This window comes from uncultured Ferrimonas sp. (assembly GCF_947489035.1).
GTDB lineage: Bacteria > Pseudomonadota > Gammaproteobacteria > Enterobacterales > Shewanellaceae > Ferrimonas.
Genome location: NZ_CANLCI010000002.1, coordinates 145,433 through 168,567, shown reverse-complemented (window position 1 = coordinate 168,567; position 23,135 = coordinate 145,433). Strand labels below are relative to the sequence as shown.

Below are 23,135 nucleotides of genomic sequence, written 5' to 3'. Positions count from 1 at the left end.
GAATAGCCGTTGTCTGTATTGAATTGCCAATGGCCTCACATGGGTGAAATGGCGCTATGCACGAATGCATTGCTGCACTAGGCTTTATGCGTTTTTGCATGGCGCATGTGGACTCAAATTAAGTTATTGGTTAGAAATACAATGGCTTTATCGTTTTTACCGTTAACTCCCCGCGTTAAATTACATTCATCGCTTTGATCACAATTTTTATTTATCGCTTTAATTAATCTTGCCGCCGATGTTGCCCCTATTTGATTCAAAGGATTAATAAAATGAAAAAAAGCGTAATTGCTTCTTCAATGCTGTTGGCATTGCTTAGCGGCGCGGCGCAAGCCCAAGTAGAAACCCCAACCTTCTACGGTGCCATCCGTTTGGCTGTGACCGACGCCGACACCAGCTTTGCGGTTAATCCAAGCGGCGGCGAAGGCACCACCATTGAAAACAACTTCTCTTTGGTTGGCTTAAAGGGTTCAGCGTCACTGACCGAAACCGTACAGCTGGTGTACAAAGCCGAAGCGATGGTGAAAAGCGATGATCAAGACAACAAAGATGGCGTATTGAGCAGCCGCGATACCTTTATTGGGGTGAAAGGCGAAGCCGGTACGCTGATCTTCGGTAAAATGGGCAGCGCGTTCTGGAAAGCCGAAGGTGGCGTGGATCAGTTCAACCTGACCAACACCGATATGGGCCGTTTGTTTGCGGGTAACTCCCGTTACGGCGACATGATCAGCTACACCTCGCCACGCATGTACAACACCAACGTATTGGTGTCTTACCAGCTGGAAGACGATGCCTATGGTGCAGATGTGAACCGTGAAGGTTCTCTATACTCGGTAGCGGTTATCCACGGCGATAAAGCCCTGAAGAAAACCAACTACTTTGTTGGCTTTGGCTACAACGCTGGTTTGGGTGGCGACGAAGCTTACCGCATCAGTGGCCAAACCAAACTGGGTCAGTTGAAGTTGGGCGCGGTGTACCAAGACACCAAAGATCTGTACAACGAAAACCTGGATGGCGACGGCTTTATGGTTGATGTGGCCTACCCACTAAGCGCCAAGCTGAGCCTGAAAGCCCGTTACGGCCAAGACGATTCTGGCAACGGCAAATACGCTGGTAATGTGGTTAAAAGCTTGACTGATGTTGGCGCTGCTGATGTTACCGACAGCAAAGTAACCAACTACGCCGTTGGTGCCGATTACAAGCTGAGCAAAGTGGCTAAGCTGTACGGTCACTACAGCCGTTTTGAAGCGGAGCTGGATAACGCTGCTGGTCGTCAATACGACGATGCCGACAACATCATCTCTATGGGCTTGCACTACAAGTTCTGATCACGCATTTGCGTAACCGAAGGGGCCTGTTGGCCCCTTTTTTGCGATCCCAGTAAAAGGTTTCGCGACCTTGGCCACAGTTGTTAGGGCGCGGTCTCAGTATTCTTCAGCCGATGAAAATTCTACTGTTTATATACGCCTGCGCCGCCCTGTTTTGGGCGCCGTGGGCCAGTGCGGCGCAACCGGAAACGGTGGTGTTTGGGGTGCATTCAAACACCGCGCCGCTGGAATGGCGCAACAACGGCGTAGATCAAGGCTTCCATGTGGAGCTTATGCGCCGTTTAGGTCAGCTCACCAACAAGCGCATTGTGGTGCGTCGCCATTCGTTTCAGCAATTGGTGAAAGCGGTGAGCGACAAGCACAGCGACATTGATGTGATTGCGGTGGTCAGCCCCATCGGCCGCAGCCGCTTACTGGCGCAGTCGGATCCCATCTATGCCACCCACGCTCGTGCCTACACGCGCCAAGGCCAAGCATTGGTTAATCGCTGGGAAGACTTAGCCAACAAGCGGGTGGCCATTAAAGTGGGCTCCTTTGTGGATGTGTACCTAAAAGGCAATCAGGTCAATTTCGAACGCATCGATGTGGATCTGTATGAAACCGGCTTTCAGATGATTGAAGCGGATGAAGTGGATGTGGTGTTGGCCGAAAGCTTTGTTGCGCGCCGTTTGCTGCCCTTTTATCCGCAAGTACGCAGCGCCTCCGATGCCTTAATTTTTGGTGCCTTTAACTTTGTTGCCAACGAACGCAACCGCGCGTTAATGGCCGAACTGAATAACGCCTTACGCCAGCTTAAGCTTTCCGGTGAATACGATCAGCTGGTGCGAAAATGGTTTGGCACCGGCCGAGAAAAAGTGGATCTGGCGTCCACCCAAAATCACGTAACCGCCTTGGCGATGTTGGTTGCCACCTTAGCGGTGATCGGCATGATCTCAACTTGGGGCATGACCGGCAGCCTGCGTAAGCGCACGGTAGAGCTAAACAACGAACTGAGCCACCGCCGCAGCGCCGAGCGCAAATTATCGCACCTGTCGCAGCAGTTTCAGCGCATGCTGGATGGCATGCCCCACGGCATTGCACTGTATACCCGCGATCAGTGTGTGTGGAGCAACGGCAAACACCACGATCTGCTGCAAGATCTGCATCTGCAGGATCAACAACAGCCACTGCAAATTGGGCCGCTGGTACAACGTGCCTTACGCAGTGGCCAGCCGCTGTTTAACGCCTTAGAACATCAACAACAGCATTGGCAGCTGCAGTTGCACCCCATCAGCAATACCGAAGTGGTGGCGCTGCTTGAAGACGTCAGCGAACAGCACCGTTTGCGTCAAGCCAACGAACAAGCCAGTCGCTTGGCCTCGCTGGGGGAACTCTCGGCTGGGGTGGCGCATGAGATCAACAACCCCACGGGGTTGATCGTGCACGCCATTGCGCTGTTTCAAGCGGCGCTGGAGGATCTCGAACCCGCCATTGCCAGCTACCAACAGCAGGATCCCTATTGGGACATCGCCGGGTTAGCGCCACGGCAGGCGCTGCAAGAGTTGCACTTTGGCAGCGACAGCATCACCGAAGCGGCGCGGCGGATCAGCCGCATCGTGAACGATCTGAAGCAGTACGCCCAGCCACAGCAGCTTAACCATCAATCGCTGTTGGTGAACGATGTGGTGCAGGTGGCGCTGCGATTAACCGCCAACCAAGTGAAGCGGTTTCACTTAACGCTGGTGCTTACTGAGGACAACCCAAGGATTTTGGGGGACAGCCAACAGCTGCAGCAGGTGTTGATCAACTTTATTCAAAACGCCTGTCATGCCATGAGTTGCCAAGACGGCCAGCTGCAACTGCGTACGCAGGTTGAGGGCGATCAGGTGGTGCTGAGCGTCAGCGACAACGGTTGCGGCATGGACAGCGCCACCATCGAGCGCATCAAAGAACCCTTCTTTACCACCCGCCGAGCCGATGGCGGCAGCGGCTTGGGCTTGTCGGTGTGCAGCCGCATTATTAATGAACATCAGGGGCAGTGGCAGATCCAGTCACAGCCCCAGCAAGGCACCACCATGGTGCTGCGTTTTAAGAAAGGATCCGAATTATGAAACTGGCTCGTAATATTTTGTTGGTGGACGACGAAGCCCAGTGGCTGCGGACGCTGTCGATAACGCTGATGCGACTGGTGCCGGAAGCCAGCATCGATACCTGCGTAGACAGCCGCCAAGTGGCCAACCGCATGATGGCGCGAGATTACGCCTTGGTGTTGCTGGATCTGACCATGCCGTTCCACAGCGGTGAACAACTGCTGGCGCAGATCCGGCAGCAGTACCCCAATACGCGCGTGTTGATCGTCAGCGGCGTTAACGAAGTAGACACCGCAGTGCGCTGCATTCGCAGTGGCGCTTACGATTACTTTATTAAAACCGGCGATGTCGATGAGCTGGCCCTGTCGGTACGGCGAGCGCTGGAAGTGGTGGGGCTCGAGCGCAGTTACGAACAGATCAAGGCGCGCTTTTTAAGCCGTACCCTAAGCCAGCCGCAAGCCTTTAGTCACATCCTTACCTGCGAGCCAGCGATGCTGGATCGATTGCGCTACCTCGAAGCCCTAGCGCAAAGCCCAGAGCCGGTGCTGTTAAAAGGGGAAGCAGGGGTGGGCAAGGGGCAGTTTGCGGCGGCGCTGCAGCAATTGATCAACCCCGAGCAACAACTCACCAGCGTGACCCTAGCGGGGCTGAGCGTCGAGCGCTTTGAAGCGCTGCTGTATGGCCAAGTCGCCAGCGCCAATGGCGACAGTGCCAAGCCGGGCTTGCTGCACCAAGCCCGAGGCGGGGTGTTGTATCTGCAACGGGTTGGCGAGCTGTGCTTAGAAGCGCAGGCCAAGCTGCTGGAGCTGCTGCAGCAAGAACACTACTTCCCGCTGGGCGCCGCGCGGCCGCAACCGCTGCGCTGTCGTTTGGTGTTCTCAGCGCAGCTCAACTTGTTGGAGCTGCAACAGCAAGGTCGTTTTCGGGCTGATCTGCTCTATCGGCTGCGCGGCCACCGCTTAACCGTGCCGCCACTGCGCCAACGTACCCTCGATCTGCCGATACTGATTGGGGCCTTTATTGAGGAAGCCGCGCAGCAGATGGCACGGCCGGCACCGTTGCAAAGCCCAGAGTTAGCGCAACGCTTAAGCCAGTATGCGTTCCCCGGCAACTTGGCTGAGCTGCGCGGCATGGTGTTTGATGCGGTCAGCCGCAGTGATGAGCAGCGGTTAAATGAAGCGCCCTTTATTGAAGCGATGAACGATCACCACAGTGACGCCCCGCAGCCAACCATTCAATTTGGGCAGCAGCTGCCGAGCTTAGCCGAACTGGGGCAAGCGCTGGTGGAAGAGGCGATGAGCCGCACCGCACACAACCAAACGGCGGCGGCCAAATTATTGGGGATCAGCCAAAGTGCGCTCAGTCGACGCCTGGCCAAAACTGAATAGAATTCATTAACAAAAGCTCGGATAACAACCGCACTGGTCGGGATCAAAATCAATGTTTTTTACTGTAACAATTGGCAATATGTTGTTATTCAAATGATTTATCCTTAGGTCTAGTGCAAAAAAATGGCACAGATAGCTGCAATTCCGTTGTGTGACGATACGCGTTGGCTTGACTACCTTAGTCACGGTGCTCTGTTGCATGCCAACGCCAAGGTGTTGGCACATAATGCCTCAGCGTCCCCATTTTTACGCCTTGCCGCGCTCAGTCAGCATATGGCGCTGTTGCAGCACGACAGCAGCGAACTGATGGTGGATGACTCCGGCACCCCTTGGGTCATGCAGTCACGCTACCTGGCGGAACTGGATTGTTGGTTGACCCAGATCCAAGCGGCGATGGACGAAAACTTTTCCCAGTTGATCTTGGCCAACCCACGGCCAATGCTGGTGCACGACAACTTTAAACCGCTGTTTGTCAACCAAGCTTATGCCGAGCTGTTTCAACTGAGCTCGGTGTCGCAGCTGTTGCAGATGGATTCGATCCGGCCATTGATTGGTGAAGAACACTGGCCGCAAGCGCAGCGTAACTACCAGCAGCTGATGATCCACGGCCACCTGTTAGCCGAACCCGTTTCCAACAGTTGGACCTGCGGCGGGGATCAGCTGCGTACGCGCATTCAAGATTTTGTGATCCAGTGGCAAGGGCGCAAGGCGCTGTGTACCGTGATCCATGATGTCGGGAACGAGCACGATAAATTAGAGCAGTTTCGCCATATGGCGTTTACCGATCCACTCACCAGCATCGGCAATCGCCGCAGCTTTAACGAGCAGGGCCATACCCACTTACTGGCCTGCTTAAATCACGACAAACTGCCGATATTGGCGATTGTGGATGTCGATCACTTCAAGCGCATTAACGACAATTACGGCCACCCGTTGGGGGATATGGTGTTGCAACACATCGCCAAGGTACTGCGGGATTGCGTCGATGAACATGGCTTTGCGGCGCGCATTGGTGGCGAGGAGTTTGCGCTGTTTGCAGCGATGAGCAACCGTGCCGATGCGATGGCGTGGATCAAAGCGGTAAAGCAGCGGGTGGATCAAAGCCCCTATTTGTTGGATGACGGCAGCGGCATTGATGTGCGGATCTCCATCGGCCTGACTCAGTGGCAGGGTGGCAACGATCATTTGGGGGATATGTATCAACGCGCCGATGGCGCGCTGTATCTGGCCAAGCGCCGCGGTCGAGATCAGATCCGGCTCGCTTAATCCGCTGCGACTGGAGCGCTCGGCTCACTGCAATCGTGCCCATCACAAGCCTCGCATCAGTGCGAGGCTTGCTGTTATTGGGCGCTCTTCAGGAGTGTTGCTTGGTTACGGTGGCGGCAAGGCTGCCGTCATGCAGGCGAATATTGAGGTTATCGCCAATGCCGATCTGACTGGCCGAGGTCAGTGCATTGCCGCTGTTGTCGGTAGCAATGGCGTAGCCGCGCGCTAACACCGCCAGTGGCGATACCCCTTCTAGTTGCGCCACTAACTGCCCCAGCTGCGAGCGTTTCGCCGCCATCTGCTGGGCTTGAGCTTGCTGCAACCGCCGCTGTAAGTTGGCCAGCTGTTGCTGGTGCAACTCGATGCGTTGCTGTGGCTGCTGGCTGTGCAGCCGTTGGCTCAGCCGCTGCTGGGCAAAGCGCTGTTGTTGCAGCTGGCCATGAATGGCGCGCTGCAACCGCAGTGATAAATCGTCTAAGCGCTGGCTGTGGGTTTGCAATTGAGCTTTTGGGTGCGCCGCTTGCAAACGGTTAGCCAGCAGCGACAACCGATGCCGTTGCTGGGTCAGTTGCTGCGACGTTGCCCGCTGCAACCGTTGCTGCAACTGCTGAGTTTGCAGCAGCAGGTGGCTGCGATCTTGGCTTAATAATTCGGCGGCGGCGGATGGGGTGGGGGCCCGTACATCGGCAACATAATCAGCGATGGTGGTATCCACTTCGTGGCCAACGGCGCTGATGAGCGGCAATTGTGAGTGGAAAATCGCTTGTGCGACCGCCTCTTCATTAAAGCACCACAGATCCTCTAACGAGCCCCCGCCACGGGTCAGCAGCAAGCAATCCACCTCTTGCCGTTGGTTGGCCAAGGCGATGCTGCGGCAGATGCTGGCGCTGGCTTCTTTGCCCTGCACCAAGGTGGGGTAGATGATCACCTTCAGCATGGGATCGCGGCGGTTCAGTACCGACAGCACATCTTGCACGGCGGCACCGCTGGCGGAGGTGATCACCCCTAAGGTACGCAGCTCGCTGGGGATCGCTTGTTTGGCCGCGGTGGCGAACAACCCTTGCCCTGCCAGTTGCATTTTCAGTGCGTCAAACTGTTGCTGCAGCAGACCATCGCCCGCCGCTTGCATCGATTCCACCACCAACTGAATGTCGCCCCGAGGTTCATACAGGGTTAAGTTGGCGCGCACCAAGATCTGCTGACCATTGGCGGGACGGAAGGTCACGCGGCCAGCCCTGCTGCGGAACATGGCACAGCGGATCTGGCTGCGATCGTCCTTCAACGTGAAGTAGATGTGGCCGGACGCGGGGGTGGCCAGATTAGAGATTTCGCCACTGAGCCAAACTCGGCCGAGGTTGCCTTCCAGAAGCTGCTTGATCTGGCGACTAAGGCCAGAAACGGTGAGGATATTGTTCGACACGTAAAACAATTTCGCCTGACGCTGAAATTAATCGACCATAAGTAACAATTTATCGTTGTTCTGGCAAGATCAGATCGCTATACTTCGCCAGCAATATTTCAAGCCCAAAACCCTACTCAGGTGGAATGTTGCACATGCTAAGAATCAAACAAGAGGCACTGACGTTCGACGACGTTTTGTTATGCCCAGCCCACTCTACCGTTCTGCCTAATACCGCCAACCTTGGCACCAAGCTAACCAAAACCATCTCGCTGAATCTGCCGCTGCTGTCCGCTGCCATGGACACAGTAACCGAAGCTCGCTTAGCGATCGCGATGGCGCAGGAAGGCGGCCTTGGCTTCATTCACAAAAACATGAGCATCGAGCAGCAAGCTAACGAAGTTCGTAAAGTGAAGAAATACGAAGCCGGTGTGGTGCAAGATCCGGTGACCGTTACCCCAGATACCACCATGCTTGAACTGCGCGAACTCACCCACAAATGTGGCTTTGCTGGTTTCCCCGTGGTCACCAGCAATGGTGAACTGGTGGGCATTGTTACTGGTCGTGACGTGCGTTTTGTCACCAACCCAGAGCTGACTGTGGCCGAGCTGATGACGCCGAAAGAGCGTCTGGTTACGGTACAAGAAGGGTGCGATCTGACCGACGCCCAAGCGCTGATGCATCAACACCGCATCGAAAAGGTGCTGGTGATCGACGCCAACTACGCCTTCAAGCTGAAAGGGATGATCACCGTTAAGGATTTCCAGAAAGCCGAACGTAAGCCCAACGCCTGTAAAGATGAACTGGGCAGTTTGCGCGTTGGTGCCGCGGTGGGCGCTGGCGCCGGCAACGAAGAGCGCATCGCCGCCTTGGTTAAAGCCGGTGTTGATGTGATTTTGCTGGATTCATCCCACGGCCACAGCGAAGGCGTATTGCAGCGCATTCGTGAAACCCGTGCGGCCTTCCCTGATCTGCAGATTGTCGGCGGTAACGTCGCCACCGCTGAAGGCGCTCAGGCGCTGATCGACGCCGGTGTGGATGCGGTAAAAGTGGGCATTGGCCCAGGTTCTATCTGCACCACTCGCATCGTTACCGGTGTTGGCGTGCCCCAGATCACCGCCGTGGCTGATGCCGCAAGCGTCTGTGATCAGCACGGCATCCCAGTGATCGCCGATGGCGGCATCCGTTTCTCTGGCGACATCGCCAAAGCACTGGCTGCGGGCGCCTCTTGCGTGATGGCTGGCGGTTTGTTTGCCGGTACCGAAGAAGCCCCAGGTGAAACCGAGCTGTACCAAGGCCGTGCCTTTAAGTCTTACCGTGGCATGGGCTCCTTAGGGGCCATGAGCCAAGGCTCCTCCGATCGTTACTTCCAGTCTGATAACGCCGCCGACAAAATGGTGCCAGAAGGCATTGAAGGTCGCATCCCTTACAAGGGCAAACTGAAAGAGATCATCCACCAGCAGATGGGCGGTTTGCGCTCCTGCATGGGCTTAACCGGTTGCGGCACCATTGAAGCGCTGCGTACTCAGGCCGAGTTTGTGCGGATCTCCGGCGCCGGCATCAAAGAGTCCCACGTTCACGACGTCACCATTACCAAAGAAGCACCGAACTACCGCATGGGTTAATCGGGATGAAGGGCAGACCAAGAGTCTGCCCTTTTTACAACATATATAAGAAGAGAAACAAAGCTCATGAGCAATATCCATGACCACCGTATCCTGATCCTCGATTTCGGTTCCCAGTACACCCAGCTTGTTGCCCGTCGCACCCGTGAAATCGGTGTGTACTGTGAATTGTGGGGTTGGGATGTATCCGAAGAGAAAATTCGCGCCTTTAACCCAACCGGCATCATCCTATCCGGTGGCCCAGAATCGGTCACTGAAGCGGGTTCGCCCCGGGCGCCAGAGTATGTCTTTAACGCTGGCGTGCCAGTACTGGGTGTGTGCTACGGCATGCAAACCATGGCCGAGCAGTTAGGCGGTAAGGTATCTGGCTCTGATCACCGTGAATTTGGCTACGCCCAAGTGAAGGTGCTGGAAGCCACCAAGCTGTTTGCCAACATTGAAGACGCGGTCAGCGAAGACGGCAATGCGCTGCTGGACGTATGGATGAGCCACGGCGACAAAGTGACTGAGATCCCAGCGGGCTTCAGCCAAATTGCCGCAACCGATACCTGCCCATACGCGGCCATGGCCGATGAGTCTCGTCAATTCTATGGGGTGCAATTCCACCCAGAAGTGACCCACTCAAAGCAGGGCAAGCGCATGCTCGAGCACTTTGTGCTTGATATCTGTGGTTGTGAAGCCAAGTGGACCTCCAGCGCCATCATTGATGACGCCATCGCTCGCATTAAACAGAAAGTCGGCAACGACAAGGTGATTTTGGGTCTGTCCGGTGGGGTAGATTCTTCGGTGGTGGCGATGCTGCTGCACCGCGCCATCGGCGACAAGCTGACCTGTGTTTTTGTTGATAATGGCCTGCTGCGCTTGAATGAAGGCGATCAGGTGATGGAGATGTTTGGCGATCACTTCGGCCTGAACATTGTGCGGGTGGATGCCGAGCAGCGTTTCTTAGGGGCGCTGGAAGGCATTGCCGATCCAGAAGCCAAGCGTAAGGCGATTGGCCACACCTTTATCGAGCTGTTTGATGAACAAGCCAGCCGCATTGAAGACGTAAAGTGGCTGGCGCAAGGCACCATCTACCCAGACGTGATTGAATCCGCAGGTGCCGCCACCGGCAAAGCCCATGTGATCAAATCCCACCATAATGTGGGCGGTTTGCCAGAGGACATGGAGCTGGGCTTGGTTGAACCGCTGACCGAGCTGTTTAAAGATGAAGTACGCAAGATCGGCTTAGAGCTGGGCTTGCCATACAACATGCTCTACCGCCACCCATTCCCAGGGCCTGGTTTGGGCGTGCGGGTGCTGGGTGAAGTAAAGAAAGAGTACTGCGATCTGTTGCGCCGTGCTGATGCGATCTTCATCGATGAGCTGCACAACGCCGACTTGTACAACAAGGTATCCCAAGCCTTTACCGTGTTCCTGCCGGTAAAATCCGTTGGGGTGATGGGCGATGGCCGCAAGTACGATTGGGTGGTCTCGCTGCGTGCGGTGGAAACCATCGACTTTATGACCGCCCACTGGGCGCACCTTCCGTATGACTTCTTGGGTAAGGTGTCGAACCGCATCATCAATGAAATCGACGGCATTTCGCGGGTGGTGTACGACATCTCCGGTAAGCCACCGGCCACCATTGAATGGGAATAAGCACAGGGCTGCCTGACTGACGGCGAAAGCGGTTGAGTTAACCTTGGCGTTCTTCAAAAAACCGAAGCATTTTTGCTTCGGTTTTTTTTGGCTGAGTGTGGGGTTATTTGATCAGCTGCAGCGACATTGGGTAGCGCCACAACACGCCATTGTTGGCTTTGATGGTGCCCATGATGATGAAGATAATGTTTAAGATCCCCAGCAGGATAAAGCCCAGTATGCCAATGCCGATAAAGCTCAACACGAAGCAGGCGAGGGCATAAATCAGCATGCTGATGATCCAATTAGCCACGTTCTTACCGTGCTGATCTACAAGGGGATGCTGCTCTTTCTGAGTCACCCACATCACCAATGGCATCAGTAATCCAAGCACGGGGATCACGAAACTGAGCAATTGGCTGAGATGCAGTAGGGTGCAGAACGCTTGCACTTCCATTCCCCACGGTTTTTGCTCGGACTCTGACATGGAACACTCCTTTGTGTGTCAATTGTTATGAGTTATATCAGTGGTAATCCTTTGATACTTCTCGTATTGGACGTTAATTCACGCCGCGGTTGCAACCGTTTTCTATTCACAGGTGAACACAATGTTGTTAACACCGTTCAATGTAACGAATGCCGACGGCAGTAACGAGTGAATTGCGCGTTGAATGCGATGGCTTAATAACGGGCTGAGTTCGAGGTTGCGACATTTTGTCGTTGCGGTTACGGCGCGTAAAGCCACGCTAAGTAATTGTATTTATGAATCCTGTTCTATTTTGCAGCTAAATCAGGCTGCAATGGAGGGTGAAAAACCTTTCCGCGCTGGCGCAGATGCCGTGCTTTAGAACGGATCTGCTAACCTTTTGTGACGCAGCTGAAGTTAAGGCTGGGCGGAGGGAATGGCGGTCACGTTTTGCATTCGGAGGTGAATTTCCTCACGAATACGGGTTTTTTGCAGGGTGATTTTGGTGTGAAAACTGACCAATCATTAAAGTTGCCAGCAAGTTAAAGTATTCCGTGGCTGTTGTAATGGATTTCTCATGAATAAATAAGTTGTGGGCAGCATCTGCTGTTGGAGAAACATGATGTTGATGCCGATTTGATGGCCAAAAAATGCGATTTTCATGAAAGTTGCTAATCCGGTCATCTTGGTGATTCATGTCACGGCAAGCTGTCTGCAGTTATCTAAAATGTGCGACATCGATCATCTCGCGGCACTGTTGGATGTGGATCCAACCGATCATCTGATTGGATACAGTGCTATTGAGGTTATCGAAGCTGCTGACGCAAATTCGACATTTACGAGGATCCGACTGTGACCTTTATTCAAACTTTAGCTACGTTAACGCCAATTATTTCGGTGTTGGTGTTTCTAGTACTGATGCGCATGCCCGCTTCTCGCGCCATGCCTATCTCTGCGCTATTAACCGGTTTAGCCGCTGCCTTCATCTGGCAGATGGATACCACGATTTTGGGCGCTTCTATTGTTCAAGGTATGTTGGATGCGATTACCCCGCTGACCATCATCTTTGGCGCCATCTTCTTACTTAAGACTCTGGCCGCTTCCGGCGCCATGGATACCATCCGCGCTGGTTTCACCAACATCTCTGGTGACGCTCGTGTGCAGGTGATCATCATCTGTTGGTTGTTCGGTTCCTTCATCGAAGGTTCTGCTGGTTTCGGTACTCCTGCTGCTATCGGTGCACCACTGCTGGTGCTGCTGGGGATCCCGCCACTGGCCGCCGCAGTTGTTGCTTTGATTGCTGACTCCACTTCCGTATCTTTTGGTGCGATTGGTCTGCCAGTACTGTTCGGTATGGACAAAGGTCTGGACGCTGGTGGCGTATCCATGGCTGCTGGCGAAATGGCTCGCCTGGGCATGACCGACTTCTCCGAGTACGCGCAGTACATCGCGAAGCACATGATCACCATCGACATGGTGACGGGTACGCTGATCCCACTGGTATTGGTTGCCGTTCTGACCGGTTTCTTCGGTCGTAACAAGTCCTTCATGGAAGGTCTGGCTATCTGGAAGTTCGCGCTGTTCGCTGGTTTCGCGTTCACCATTCCAGCTTGGTTGATTAACTACTTCGCCGGTCCTGAATTCCCATCGGTAATTGGTGCTTTGGTTGGTATGGCCATCGTTATCCCAATGGCGAAGAAAGGCTTCCTGTTGCCGAAAGAGCAATGGTACGACTTTGAAGGCGTAGAGAAGAAAGACACGCCGACTGCAGCCGCGGGCGAAGCGAAATTCTCTCAGGTTGCCGCTTGGACTCCTTACCTGGTGATGGCTGCCCTGCTGGTACTGTCTCGCGTTGTGGCTCCTCTGAAGAGCTTCCTGCTGAGCTTTAACCTGAAGTGGGCTGGCCTGATGGGCACCGAGTTGGCTTCTGGTTTTAAGACTCTGTACGCCCCTGGCGCCTTCTTCGTAACCGTATGTATCTTGGCTTTCTTCATCTTCAAGATGAAGCCAAAAGCGTTCGGTGGTGCCTTCACTGACTCTTGTAAGTCAATGATCCCAACCATCATCTCTTTGGGTGCTTCGGTACCGATGGTTAAGATCTTCCTGAACTCTGGCGCCAACAGCGCTGCTCTGGAATCCATGCCAAAAGCACTGGCTGCTTTGCTGGCTGACACCATGGGCGCAGTTTGGGAATGGACCGCACCAGTGGTTGGTATCTTCGGTGCCTTCCTGTCTGGTTCTGCCACCTTCTCTAACATGATGTTCTCCTCTTTGCAGTTTTCTGTAGCGGAGCAAACCGGTAACGCACCGGCGCTGATCATGGCACTGCAAGGCATTGGCGCGAACGCCGGTAACATGATGTGTGTGATGAACGTAGTAGCTGCTGCCACCGTTGTTGGTATGGCGGGTCGCGAATCTGAAATCATCCGTAAGACTCTGCCGATTGCTCTGGCTTACGCCATGACTGCCGGTACCATCGCGTTCTTCTGGGGTGGCTTCTAAGCCACGTTGATTCCCAAACGCGTATCGAACCGGGCCATTGGCCCGGTTTTTTTATGCCTGCGATTTGGGGCTGTTGGCACCTGGAGCGCGGCCAACTTGGGGGCGGCGTGGCGTTGAACCCTCGGCGCTTGTTGCGTCGTGGCCATCGCGGTTACGGCCTTGATTGCCAGAGAGGGAACAAGCCACAGTGCTTTGTTTATCGGGGTTAATCTTCGGTGGTTTGTTGCTGCCAATGGCGCTGGGGCAACGGGGTGAAAAGAGCAGATGCAGCCCGCTGAACCGGGCTCAGCCGCGCTCAGTGGCTGACCCGATTTGAGCCATTAACAGTAAGATTGATCGCGGCGAACAAGGGAAAGTGGGAGGGGGGTCAAATGTGTCGATTTTGACGCTAAATGCCGCGAAATTTCGTCAAATTCCATAATGTGATCGGTATCTACCGTGCCTGTGTCACACTGCGATTCTACGACAGTGATCTAGGCGAAATTTATAATTAAAACAAGGCTAAATTGCGTAAGTGTATGCTTTTAGTGCGGTCGCCATCGCATTTTTCGCGGTAACCATTTAATAGCCTGATCCCCGAAGTGAACGACCGAGCCTTAGCTTGGTTAGTCGTTACAGACCATAGGGATGAGATCACATGTTAACTGCAAACGTAACTGCATTAGCGAACAAGCTCGGCGAGATCCTCGATCAAGACCGAGTCCACACCGATTACCTGCGCCGTGTTGCTTGGGGCACCGATGCCTCTTTCTACCAAAAGCGACCACAGGTAGTTGTACACCCAAATACCGAAACTGAAGTGGCTGCGGCCATGGCTGAGTGCCATGCGGCGAAGACCCCAGTGACCTTTCGCGCCGCGGGCACGGCGTTGTGTGGTCAGGCAATTTCTGACTCCGTATTGATGGTTGCTGGCGGCAACTGGGACCAATACGAAGTGCTCGATGGCGGCGAGCGCATTAAGGTTCAGGCGGGTGTAATTGGTTCTAAGATCAACCAATTGTTGAATCCACTGGGTTGGAAGTTTGGACCAGATCCAGCCACCATCGCCTCAGCAATGGCGGCGGGCATTGTGGCCAACAACGCCTCTGGCATGAACTGTGGTACCCACGCCAACTCTTACCAGTTGCTGGAATCCGCACGTATCGTGATGGCCGATGGTTTTGTGCTGGATACGGCCTCGGAAGCGTCGCGGAAAGAGTTCAGTGCCAAATACCCACAGGTGCTGGCGGGCATCGAACAGATCCGCGACGAGATCGCGGCGGATGAAGAGATGACGGCGCGCATTAAGCGCAAGTACGGCATCAAGAACGTAACCGGCTTTGGCATGAACTCGTTCGTTGATCACAGCGATCCGTTCGACATCATCTTGAAGCTGATGGTGGGTTCTGAAGGTACCTTGGGCTTCCTGTCTGAGATGACCATGAAGTCGGTGCCAAAGGCCTCGCACTCGGCTTCTGCCATGATCTACTTTGATTCCTTGCGTGGCGCTTGTGAAGCCATTGTTGAGCTGCGTAAAGAAGCGTTTGAAGAAACCGGCGCGGCGGAGCTGCTGGATAACTTTGCCCTGAAAGCCGTTGCGGCCTCCAAGTACAAAACCCCAGAGTTTTTGAGCGACATCCACAAAGACGTAACGGCAGTGCTGTTTGAAACCTTCGGTTCAAGCCAAGCTGAGATCGACGCCAATGTGGCCAAGATGGGCGCCATCATGGCCAAGCACGGCCTGTACAAGGAAGTGGAATTCACCCAAGATGCGGCAGAAATTGCCAACATGTGGGCCATTCGTAAGGCGATTTTCCCACTGGCGGGCTCCATGCGCCCAGCGGGCACCTCTTGCATCATTGAAGACATCGCGTTCCCAATTGAAGTGCTGCCAGAGGCCACCATCGATCTGCAGAACCTGTCGTTCGAACACGGTTACAACGATGCGGTGATCTACGGCCACGCATTAGAAGGCAACTACCACGTTATCTTCTCGCAGGATTTCTCCACCAAGGAAGAGATCGACCGCTTTGATGGCTTTATGGATGCGGTGGTTGAACTGGTTGCGGGCAAATACGACGGTTCATTGAAAGCCGAACACGGTACCGGCTTTGGTATGGCTGCCTTCGTTGAGCGTGAGTGGGGCACCCCAATCTACAACATGATGAAGCGCGTTAAGCAGGTGATGGATCCAAATGGCATCCTTAACCCAGGCGTTATCATTAACGATGACCCACATTGCCACTCTAAGGGCTTTAAGCCACTCCCAGAAGTGCACGAAATCGTTGATAAGTGTATCGAGTGTGGCTTCTGTGAGCAGCACTGTGTGTCGCATTCACTGACCCTGTCGCCACGCCAACGTACTGCCGTATCGCGGGTAATGAAAACCCTAGAAACCACCGGTAACGAGCCGGAAGTGTTGGCGGCGCTGAAGGAGAACTTCCAGTACTTCGCGATGGACACCTGTGCGGCGGATGGCCTGTGTAAAGTGGCCTGTCCGATGGGCATTGATACCGGTAAGTACATCAAGGCACTGCGTGCAGCCAGCGCAACGGCGTTGGATAAGAAAATCTCCAACTTTACCGCCGATAAATTTGATGCTCTGGAAGGCGTTGCTCGCTTTGCCTTAGGCGGTACTGACATTGCTCGAGTCTTGATTGGCGAGAAGGGCATGAGCGGCGTAACGTCGTTGGCGCGTAAAGTGATGCCAGGTATGCCTATCCCGCAGTGGACCAGCGGCATGCCAAAACGCGGTAAAGCGTTGCCAGACATGACCACCAGCGGCGACATGAAAGCGGTGTACTTCCCAGCCTGTTTGAACCGCATGTTGGGCACAGCGCCGGCCAACAAAGATCAGCGTTCCATTCCAGCAACGATTAAATCGCTGTTTGAAAAGTCGAACATTGAGATGGTGTCAGGCATTAAGCCTCAAGGTTTGTGTTGTGGTCAGCCGTGGGAATCTTACGGCCATGATGAGCAAGCGGATCGTAAGTCCGACGAGCTGTCGCTGTGGCTGTTGGAAGTGTCCAACTACGGTGAGTACCCAATCTTGGTGGAAACCACCGCCTGTTTGGAACGGATGCAGCGTGCCTGTGACAAGCGTTTGAACATGATGGGGCCAGAAGAGTTTGCCATGAAGTACATGGTTGATCGTCTGGAGATCAGCAAGACCCGCGAAAAGATTGCCATTCACCCAACCTGTACCTGTCGTAAGACCGGCATCGTTGGCGATCTGGTTGGGGTTGCTGAACTGTGTGCCAATGACGTTGTGGTGCCGGAAAAGGTCGGCTGTTGTGGCATGGCAGGTAACCGTGGCATGAACTACCCAGAGCTGAACGAGCATGGCTTGCGCCACTTGAAGGCCGAAACCAAAGATAAGGGCTGCACCAGCGGCTACTCGGTATCGGCAACTTGTGAAATTGGCTTAACCACGCACTCTGGCATTCCGTACAAGAACATCTTGGTGCTGCTGGATAACCAGTCGGTGGCGAAGCGTTAATCGCGGGCTACCCCTTAAGCGCGGTTCCAGATTGGAATTGATCTGCTAACAGCGGGCTCAAACTTCGGTTTGGGCCCGTTTTTTTGTGTGGGAGCGGCTTTGATGTGGGCTTAACCAGCAGAAGCGGCGATTGCGGGTTACCATGGCCACCAAGGCGCTGAGTTAGGAGTGAGAATGGCCAAACCCAATAAAAAAGGGCCAAGCAAAACCGTTGATCTGTATTGCGCTAAGTGCAAACAGAAGTTGTATCACTACCGCAAAGGGGGCACTGGGGCCTTGGTGAAATGCTTTAAAGAGCGGATCACCAAGGATTTTACTGAGGAAGCGGGGATCTGCCCCGGCTGTGGTGGTCAGTTTGCGCGCGATACCTTAGTGCGTGGCACGCCCGCGTTTAAGATTATTGGCGGCAAGGTGGTGGTGAAGTGATTGTTGCCAAAATGGCAGCAACTGCTGCAACACCCGCTGGGGCGCTTCCAGCTGTGGGTAGTGGCCCACGCCTTGCAGTTTGATCACCGGCCGATCCGGCATCAACGCTTGATAGCGTTCAACCAAGCTGCGGCCAGAAATGGGATCTTCAATGCCGTTGATCAGCAACAGCGGAATATCGGCATTCACTAACGCCCCCAACCAGCGATCGCGATGGATGATCCGTTCTTTCATGTAGCGGATCAGGTAGGGGATGGCAGCGCGGCCATTGTTGACCAAGAGCAGCTGCCACAATCCCTCTAATTCGGGTTGTGATGGTGGGGTGTTGCCCCAGATCTGACGCAGGTTGCGATTAAAGCTGCGCTGGGAAAAAAAGCGTCCCAGTAGTGGCCCCATTGGGCTGGCTAACAGTCGCTGGATCAACAGCGGCCGATGGGATTCTGGAAACAGGCCGCCATTCAGCAACGCGCAGGACAGCCACTGCACCTGCTGGCGGTGGTGTTGCTGCCGAGCCAAGAGCTCTTGTGCCACGGTGTCGCCATAATCGTGGGCCAGCAAATGGGCTTGCTTCACCCCAAGGTGAGCGCACAGCGCTTCGGTTAGATCCGCCTGCTGAGCCATGTGGTAGCCGTGGGTGGGTTTGTCGCTGTAGCCAAAGCCGAGCAGATCGAAATAGATCACCCGAAAGTGCTGCGCTAACGTCGGCAACAGGTATTGCCAGTCCCAGCTGGCGGAGGGGAAGCCGTGGATAAGCACTAAGGCCGGGCCACTGCCTTGCTCACCATAAAAGATCCGTTGTTGCTGCCACTCAAAGTAGTGGCCCTGTTGTTGCCACTGTTGTAACGCGGGAAGTAACTGGCTCATCAACACACCAACTGGCTAGGGGGTGTGTTCAACCTGCCGTGTAAATCAACAAAACGCAACCGCAAGTGATTGAATGATCGTGGGTTTACCGCTGCTGTTGGAAACGATAACGATAACGATAACGGCAGCGGCGGTGAGGCTTAGGCCAGTTGACGGAAATCCTGCAGCTGTTGTTGATAGTGGATGGCTAAGGCATCAACGCAGCGGCCATCGATCCGATCTTGCTCCGCCATTTGGTACATCTGGGCAATGGCTTCGGCGATGGACCACGCCGGTTTGTAAGGGCGATCACTGGTTAGGGCATCAAAGATGTCGGCTACGGTGACCATCCGCACAGGGATGGGGATCTGCTCTGCGGTTAGGCCCACAGGGTAGCCTTGGCCGTTAAGTTGTTCGTGGTGCAAGCCAATCAGTTGCTCAATTAAGGCGGTGACTTCGTGGCGACGTTCTTGGGCGCTTAAGCTGCCAATAAACACGTTGAGCCCATATTCCACATGGCGTTTTACTTCGCGGTATTCGTCGCTGCTGAGTGGCCCCGGCTTTTGCAAAATGTTATCGGCCACGCCCACTTTGCCGATGTCGTGCAGTGGCGAGAACTTGATGGTGTAGTACACGATGCGATCGCTCATCTCCTCAAACTGCACCATGTGGTTGGCGATAACGCGGGTGATGTTTTTTAGCCGTTGGCAATGCAATGAGGTTTGCATGTCGCGGATCTCACACAGCTTCTCTGCCACATCGCACAGTGCTGAGATCCGTTGATAGATCACTCGTTCCTGTTGCACTAAGCGTTCAATTAAGACCAATTCCGGCTGGATAGCTTCGATTCGCTCTGGGCTGAAATAGCCGGCCGTGGCGGAATTAAAGAAGACAAAGCCGATGAATTCATCGAACAGATAGAGTGGCACGGTATAAGAGGAGCGGATCTGCTCTCGTTGCAGCCACGCGTTGGCCTTGCTGTGATGGGGGTAGGCCTGCTGATAATCTTCAACCACTCGGGGCTGGCCGCTGTCTGCCAGTTGTTGCAGTGACGGTGCGGTGCACAGGCGCCGCTCATGATGGCGTAAGGGGTTAACGCCGATGCTGGAATCTGCATAAGTACGCAGATAGCCGTCATCAATTAAGGCGATGGAGATCCGATGTAGTTGGGTTAGCCCGGCGTCAATCAGGCGCTGGTGGGCTGCATCGATCCGCTCCACAATCATGTCAAATTCCTTACTGCTGTTTGAATGATCTTTGTTTCATGCAGATGATAACCATGTTTAGCGTGTGTGATTCAAGTGTTCGAATAAAAAAGAATAGGTGCCGATGTCAGCGGGCTGGGGCACTGTTGCAGGGGGGCCTATGTTTCTTTATGCAGGTGCTAATTTTGTCGCCACTTTTGGCTTGAACTTGCTGCTGTTGTGAGCAATCTGCGCTGACGCTGAAAAAGACAGCAATTGATCTGTTTTTTGCTGATGGCGGGGGGAGGGGGGAAAGATCGGCGCGATGACAAACCGCAGCAGTGGGTTTGAGCTGTTGCTATGGGGGCAGGCCGGGGCATCAGGGGAAGGCATCAGCAGCGGCCATGGTGATTGGGGCTACATCACTGCGCGGTGGCCGTGCCGTTATGGTGGTGGTACCGATTCGGCAACTTAAAGGCATAAAAAAGCCGCGCTCGGCGCGGCTCGTTGGCGGCTTAGGCCAGATCGTCAGCAAACTCTTCTGGGCTTACTACAATGCCTTCACCAGCGAGGCTTGGGGCAATGGCAACATCAAAGCCATCGTCGCTCATGCCTGGTACCCACTTTTCGTGGAAATCAGCCAGTTCAATTTTCAGCGCTTTGCAGTCGCTGTATTCACCCGTCGCCCAGCTTTGTGCGATAGCTTCGTCGTGCCACAGCAGCAGGCAGCGTTCTTGATCGCTTTCCAGCACCACACAGCCTTGGTCGTCGGCTAGAGTCCACAGCACTTGCTCGGTTTTAATGCCGACTAAAGTGGCTTCATAGCGGGCTTGGCTATTTTGACTGTAAAAGGATTTTACGTTTTCGGTGCTCATGGGCAACTCCTTAAAAATGCTTGGCTAGAGTATACCAGCGAATGGTTTATTGCGGCGATAGCTGCGGTGGTTGTCTGGCATCAATGACGACGAAGTTGCGTTTTGTGATGGGGGTCACCTTCGGCCCGCTTTGGCAGCGCAGAGTGTGAACTGGCAATTAAGTTTCCCGATTTCGGCGGTGCTAAAGTGGCGCCATCTGAGGATGAGGCCAACACAGCGGCCACAGGAAGCCCAAATGAGTGTAACTTTTGAGCAGATCCAAGCTGCAGCGCAGCGGATCGCGCCCCATATCCATCGCACCCCATTGTTGCAAAGCACGCTACTGAACCAATTGACCGGCGCTGAACTGTACTTTAAAGCGGAACACCTGCAGAAAACCGGGGCGTTCAAAGCCCGTGGTGCCCACAACGCGGTATTTAGCCTAACGGACGAGGAAGCCGCCAGAGGTGTGGTGACGCACTCATCGGGCAACCATGCGGCGGCGTTGGCGTTAGCGGCGCAGCGCCGTGGCATTCGGGCTGATATTGTGATGCCAAGCAACGCTTCTGTGGCCAAGATGGACGCGGTGCGGGGCTACGGCGGCCACATTCACCGCTGTGAACCCACCTTGTTGTCACGGGAATCCACCGCTGCGGCACTGCAACGAGAGAGCGAGCGGGTGTTTATCCACCCGTTTGATAACGATGCTGTGATCGCCGGACAGGGCACCGTGGGGCTGGAGATCACCGAACAGCTGGCTGCGCCGGCGGATGTGGTGATCACGCCGGTGGGCGGCGGCGGCTTGCTGGCGGGCTGTGCCACTGCCATTAAAGCGCAGTGGCCTCAGTGCCAGATGATCGGTGCCGAACCTTTTGGCTCCGACAACGCCACGCGCAGCTTCCACAGTGGTGAACGGGTAACCAGCTATCAATCGGAAACCGTGTGTGACGGCCTGCGGGCGGTGATTGGTCAGCGCAACTTTGAGCTGATTAAAACCCAAGTGGATGACATTCAATTGGTTGGCGACGACACCATTTTGCATGCGATGCGCTTGGTTTGGAGCCGTTTAAAGCAGGTGATCGAACCCTCTGCCGCCGTGGCATTGGCGTTGGTGTTGGCCAACCCAACCGCTTTCCGCGGCAAGAAGGTGGTGGTGGTGTTAACCGGCGGCAACTTAGATTTAGACCGACTGCTCTGGTAACGGTTGGCTCTGCTTGTGGCGGTGCTTGTCTTGATACATCGAGTCATCCGCCACGGCAAGCCACTGCTCCACACTGTCGATCTGTGGATTCAGCTCGGCAAAACCACAGGCAAGGGTGATGGGCAATTGCTGCTGATCAAACTCCACGGTAATGCCACAGGCGATCACCCCTTGGTGAAATTGCTGCGCTTGGGCAAGGTTTGCGCCCCGCAAAAGCAGCGCAATTTCATCGCCGCCGTAGCGGCCAACGGTGTCGGTCTCACGGCTATGTTGCAGCAAGTGCTGGGCTAAGCTGGTGAGCACTTTATCCCCAGCAAGATGGCCGTGTTGATCGTTTATCTGCTTAAAATCATTCACATCAATAAACAGCAAACAGGCGTCAGTACGGTGCCGTTGATAGCGTTTATGTTCTGTTTGCAGTGCTTCATAGAGCGCCATGCGGTTACTTAATCCGGTTAACGGATCTCGGCGTGAGCTGGCATTTAGCTGTTGATAGGCGTTTTTCAACTGGGTGAGTGACGACTTCAAGCGCAGCAGCGATTCATTCAGTTGCTGTTTTTGAGTGACCTGCTCGGTGATGTCGTAAGCGCCGCCGATGTAGGATTCAATCTGGTTGAATTGATCCCGCACTTCGGTGCCTCGAGCCACCATGTAATGCAGGTTGTTGTCTGGATCAAACAGTCGAAATTGCACATCCCAGTGGTGCGCTGCGCTTTTGGTTAACACCTGCTCCACCTTGGGGCGATCCTGTGGGTGCACCGCCGCCAAAATGTGTTCTAACGACGCGTTGGATTGTGGTTGGCCAAACAGCCGCTTAAAGCCATGGCAATAGAACACCAACTGTTTTTGATTGGCGGCAAGGATCCACGAAGCAGAACGATCTTGCCAAGGTAACAGCAGCTGTTCAAATTTATGCTCCCACAAGCGCTGCGATTGCATCGCTTCAAACTGACTGCTGATGTCTTCAATGTTCACCACAAAATAGTGCGGTTGGCGCCGTTCATCGCGCACCAACAACAACTGCAATCGCCCCCACTTGGTCACCCCAGCTTTCGTCTTAAAGCGGGTGTTGGTGCGAATTTCGGTAAAGTGGCCCGCTAAGATCTGCTCGATTTGCGCTTGGCTTTTGTCGCTGTCGCTGTGATGCAGCAGTTGCTGCCAGTTCATCTGTTGTAATTGGCTGCGGCTGTAACCCAGAAAATCCACCAGGCGCTGATTGACCCGCAGCAGTTCCCCGTTGGCATCGGTCACCATTACCGCCATCGGGCTATTTTCGAAGCTGTGTAATAGCAGTTCATCCAGCCAGTCCTCGCTGTGGTTAATGCGGCGGCTGGCATACCACAGCAGCGCCACCGCCAATTGGGCGAGCAGGGCTATGGACACGAATAAAGTGATAGGCAGGGCTTTATGTACTAGCGCCGTAAGCGCTAGAAAGAGGGTAACAACAACGGCAACAATGGCAACAGCAACGGCTATGTTAGGCACA

The 23,135-nt window shown here is 54.4% G+C and carries 16 protein-coding genes; 10 read left to right on the top strand and 6 right to left on the bottom strand.

What is annotated here, in order from left to right; translation table 11 throughout:
• The first annotated feature begins 272 nt into the window (after nt 1-272).
• From Q0796_RS02020 to Q0796_RS02005, 4 genes are all read left to right on the top strand, one after another.
• Nucleotides 273-1,328, top strand: coding sequence for a porin (locus Q0796_RS02020; RefSeq protein ID WP_298439770.1), 1,056 nt, complete (start codon nt 273-275; stop codon nt 1,326-1,328).
• 113 nt (nt 1,329-1,441) lie between these two features.
• Complete coding sequence (locus Q0796_RS02015; RefSeq protein WP_298439768.1) at nt 1,442-3,418, top strand: transporter substrate-binding domain-containing protein; 1,977 nt, start codon at nt 1,442-1,444, stop codon at nt 3,416-3,418.
• The gene (locus Q0796_RS02010; protein ID WP_298439766.1) at nt 3,415-4,785 is read left to right on the top strand and encodes a sigma 54-interacting transcriptional regulator; all 1,371 of its coding nucleotides are present in this window, start codon (nt 3,415-3,417) and stop codon (nt 4,783-4,785) included. Before Q0796_RS02015 ends, Q0796_RS02010 begins: the two co-directional genes overlap by 4 nt.
• A gap of 123 nt (nt 4,786-4,908) precedes the next feature.
• Nucleotides 4,909-6,051 carry a GGDEF domain-containing protein gene (locus Q0796_RS02005; RefSeq protein WP_298439764.1) on the top strand — a complete coding sequence of 381 codons (1,143 nt, stop codon included), beginning with the start codon at nt 4,909-4,911 and terminating at the stop codon, nt 6,049-6,051.
• A gap of 88 nt (nt 6,052-6,139) precedes the next feature.
• On the opposite strand, the gene xseA is transcribed toward Q0796_RS02005, so the two are convergent.
• On the bottom strand, nt 6,140-7,471 hold the full coding sequence (gene xseA / locus Q0796_RS02000) for an exodeoxyribonuclease VII large subunit (RefSeq protein WP_298439762.1): 1,332 nt from the start codon (nt 7,469-7,471) through the stop codon (nt 6,140-6,142).
• A 134-nt stretch (nt 7,472-7,605) separates the two neighbouring features.
• Between xseA and guaB the strand changes: the two genes are divergently transcribed.
• Together guaB and guaA are read left to right on the top strand one after the other, a co-directional pair.
• Nucleotides 7,606-9,075 (top strand): IMP dehydrogenase, encoded by a 1,470-nt coding sequence (guaB, locus tag Q0796_RS01995; protein WP_298439760.1) that lies wholly within the window; start codon nt 7,606-7,608, stop codon nt 9,073-9,075.
• A gap of 66 nt (nt 9,076-9,141) precedes the next feature.
• On the top strand, nt 9,142-10,716 hold the full coding sequence (gene guaA / locus Q0796_RS01990; RefSeq protein ID WP_298439758.1) for a glutamine-hydrolyzing GMP synthase: 1,575 nt from the start codon (nt 9,142-9,144) through the stop codon (nt 10,714-10,716).
• 103 nt (nt 10,717-10,819) lie between these two features.
• On the opposite strand, the gene Q0796_RS01985 is transcribed toward guaA, so the two are convergent.
• Complete coding sequence (locus tag Q0796_RS01985; RefSeq protein ID WP_298439756.1) at nt 10,820-11,182, bottom strand: DUF4870 domain-containing protein; 363 nt, start codon at nt 11,180-11,182, stop codon at nt 10,820-10,822.
• 831 nt (nt 11,183-12,013) lie between these two features.
• Here Q0796_RS01985 and Q0796_RS01980 point away from each other — a divergent pair.
• From Q0796_RS01980 to Q0796_RS01970, 3 genes are all read left to right on the top strand, one after another.
• On the top strand, nt 12,014-13,663 hold the full coding sequence (locus Q0796_RS01980) for an L-lactate permease (RefSeq protein WP_298439754.1): 1,650 nt from the start codon (nt 12,014-12,016) through the stop codon (nt 13,661-13,663).
• 637 nt (nt 13,664-14,300) lie between these two features.
• Nucleotides 14,301-17,141, top strand: coding sequence for an FAD-binding and (Fe-S)-binding domain-containing protein (locus tag Q0796_RS01975; protein ID WP_298439752.1), 2,841 nt, complete (start codon nt 14,301-14,303; stop codon nt 17,139-17,141).
• A gap of 174 nt (nt 17,142-17,315) precedes the next feature.
• Nucleotides 17,316-17,567 (top strand): hypothetical protein, encoded by a 252-nt coding sequence (locus tag Q0796_RS01970; protein WP_298439750.1) that lies wholly within the window; start codon nt 17,316-17,318, stop codon nt 17,565-17,567.
• On the opposite strand, the gene Q0796_RS01965 is transcribed toward Q0796_RS01970, so the two are convergent.
• From Q0796_RS01965 to Q0796_RS01955, 3 genes are all read right to left on the bottom strand, one after another.
• Nucleotides 17,511-18,431, bottom strand: coding sequence for an alpha/beta hydrolase (locus Q0796_RS01965; protein ID WP_298439748.1), 921 nt, complete (start codon nt 18,429-18,431; stop codon nt 17,511-17,513). The two genes, Q0796_RS01970 and Q0796_RS01965, sit on opposite strands and share 57 nt — an antisense overlap.
• A gap of 140 nt (nt 18,432-18,571) precedes the next feature.
• The gene (locus Q0796_RS01960; protein ID WP_298439746.1) at nt 18,572-19,636 is read right to left on the bottom strand and encodes an HD domain-containing phosphohydrolase; all 1,065 of its coding nucleotides are present in this window, start codon (nt 19,634-19,636) and stop codon (nt 18,572-18,574) included.
• 473 nt (nt 19,637-20,109) lie between these two features.
• Nucleotides 20,110-20,469 carry a DUF2750 domain-containing protein gene (locus Q0796_RS01955; protein WP_298439743.1) on the bottom strand — a complete coding sequence of 120 codons (360 nt, stop codon included), beginning with the start codon at nt 20,467-20,469 and terminating at the stop codon, nt 20,110-20,112.
• A gap of 235 nt (nt 20,470-20,704) precedes the next feature.
• On the opposite strand from Q0796_RS01955, the gene Q0796_RS01950 reads away from it, so the two are divergent.
• Nucleotides 20,705-21,649: a threonine/serine dehydratase gene (locus Q0796_RS01950; RefSeq protein ID WP_298439740.1), complete on the top strand. Its 945-nt coding sequence runs from the start codon at nt 20,705-20,707 to the stop codon at nt 21,647-21,649.
• Here the strand turns inward: Q0796_RS01950 and Q0796_RS01945 are convergent.
• Nucleotides 21,629-23,032: a sensor domain-containing diguanylate cyclase gene (locus Q0796_RS01945; protein ID WP_298439738.1), complete on the bottom strand. Its 1,404-nt coding sequence runs from the start codon at nt 23,030-23,032 to the stop codon at nt 21,629-21,631. The two genes, Q0796_RS01950 and Q0796_RS01945, sit on opposite strands and share 21 nt — an antisense overlap.
• Between the last annotated feature and the right edge of the window lie 103 nt (nt 23,033-23,135).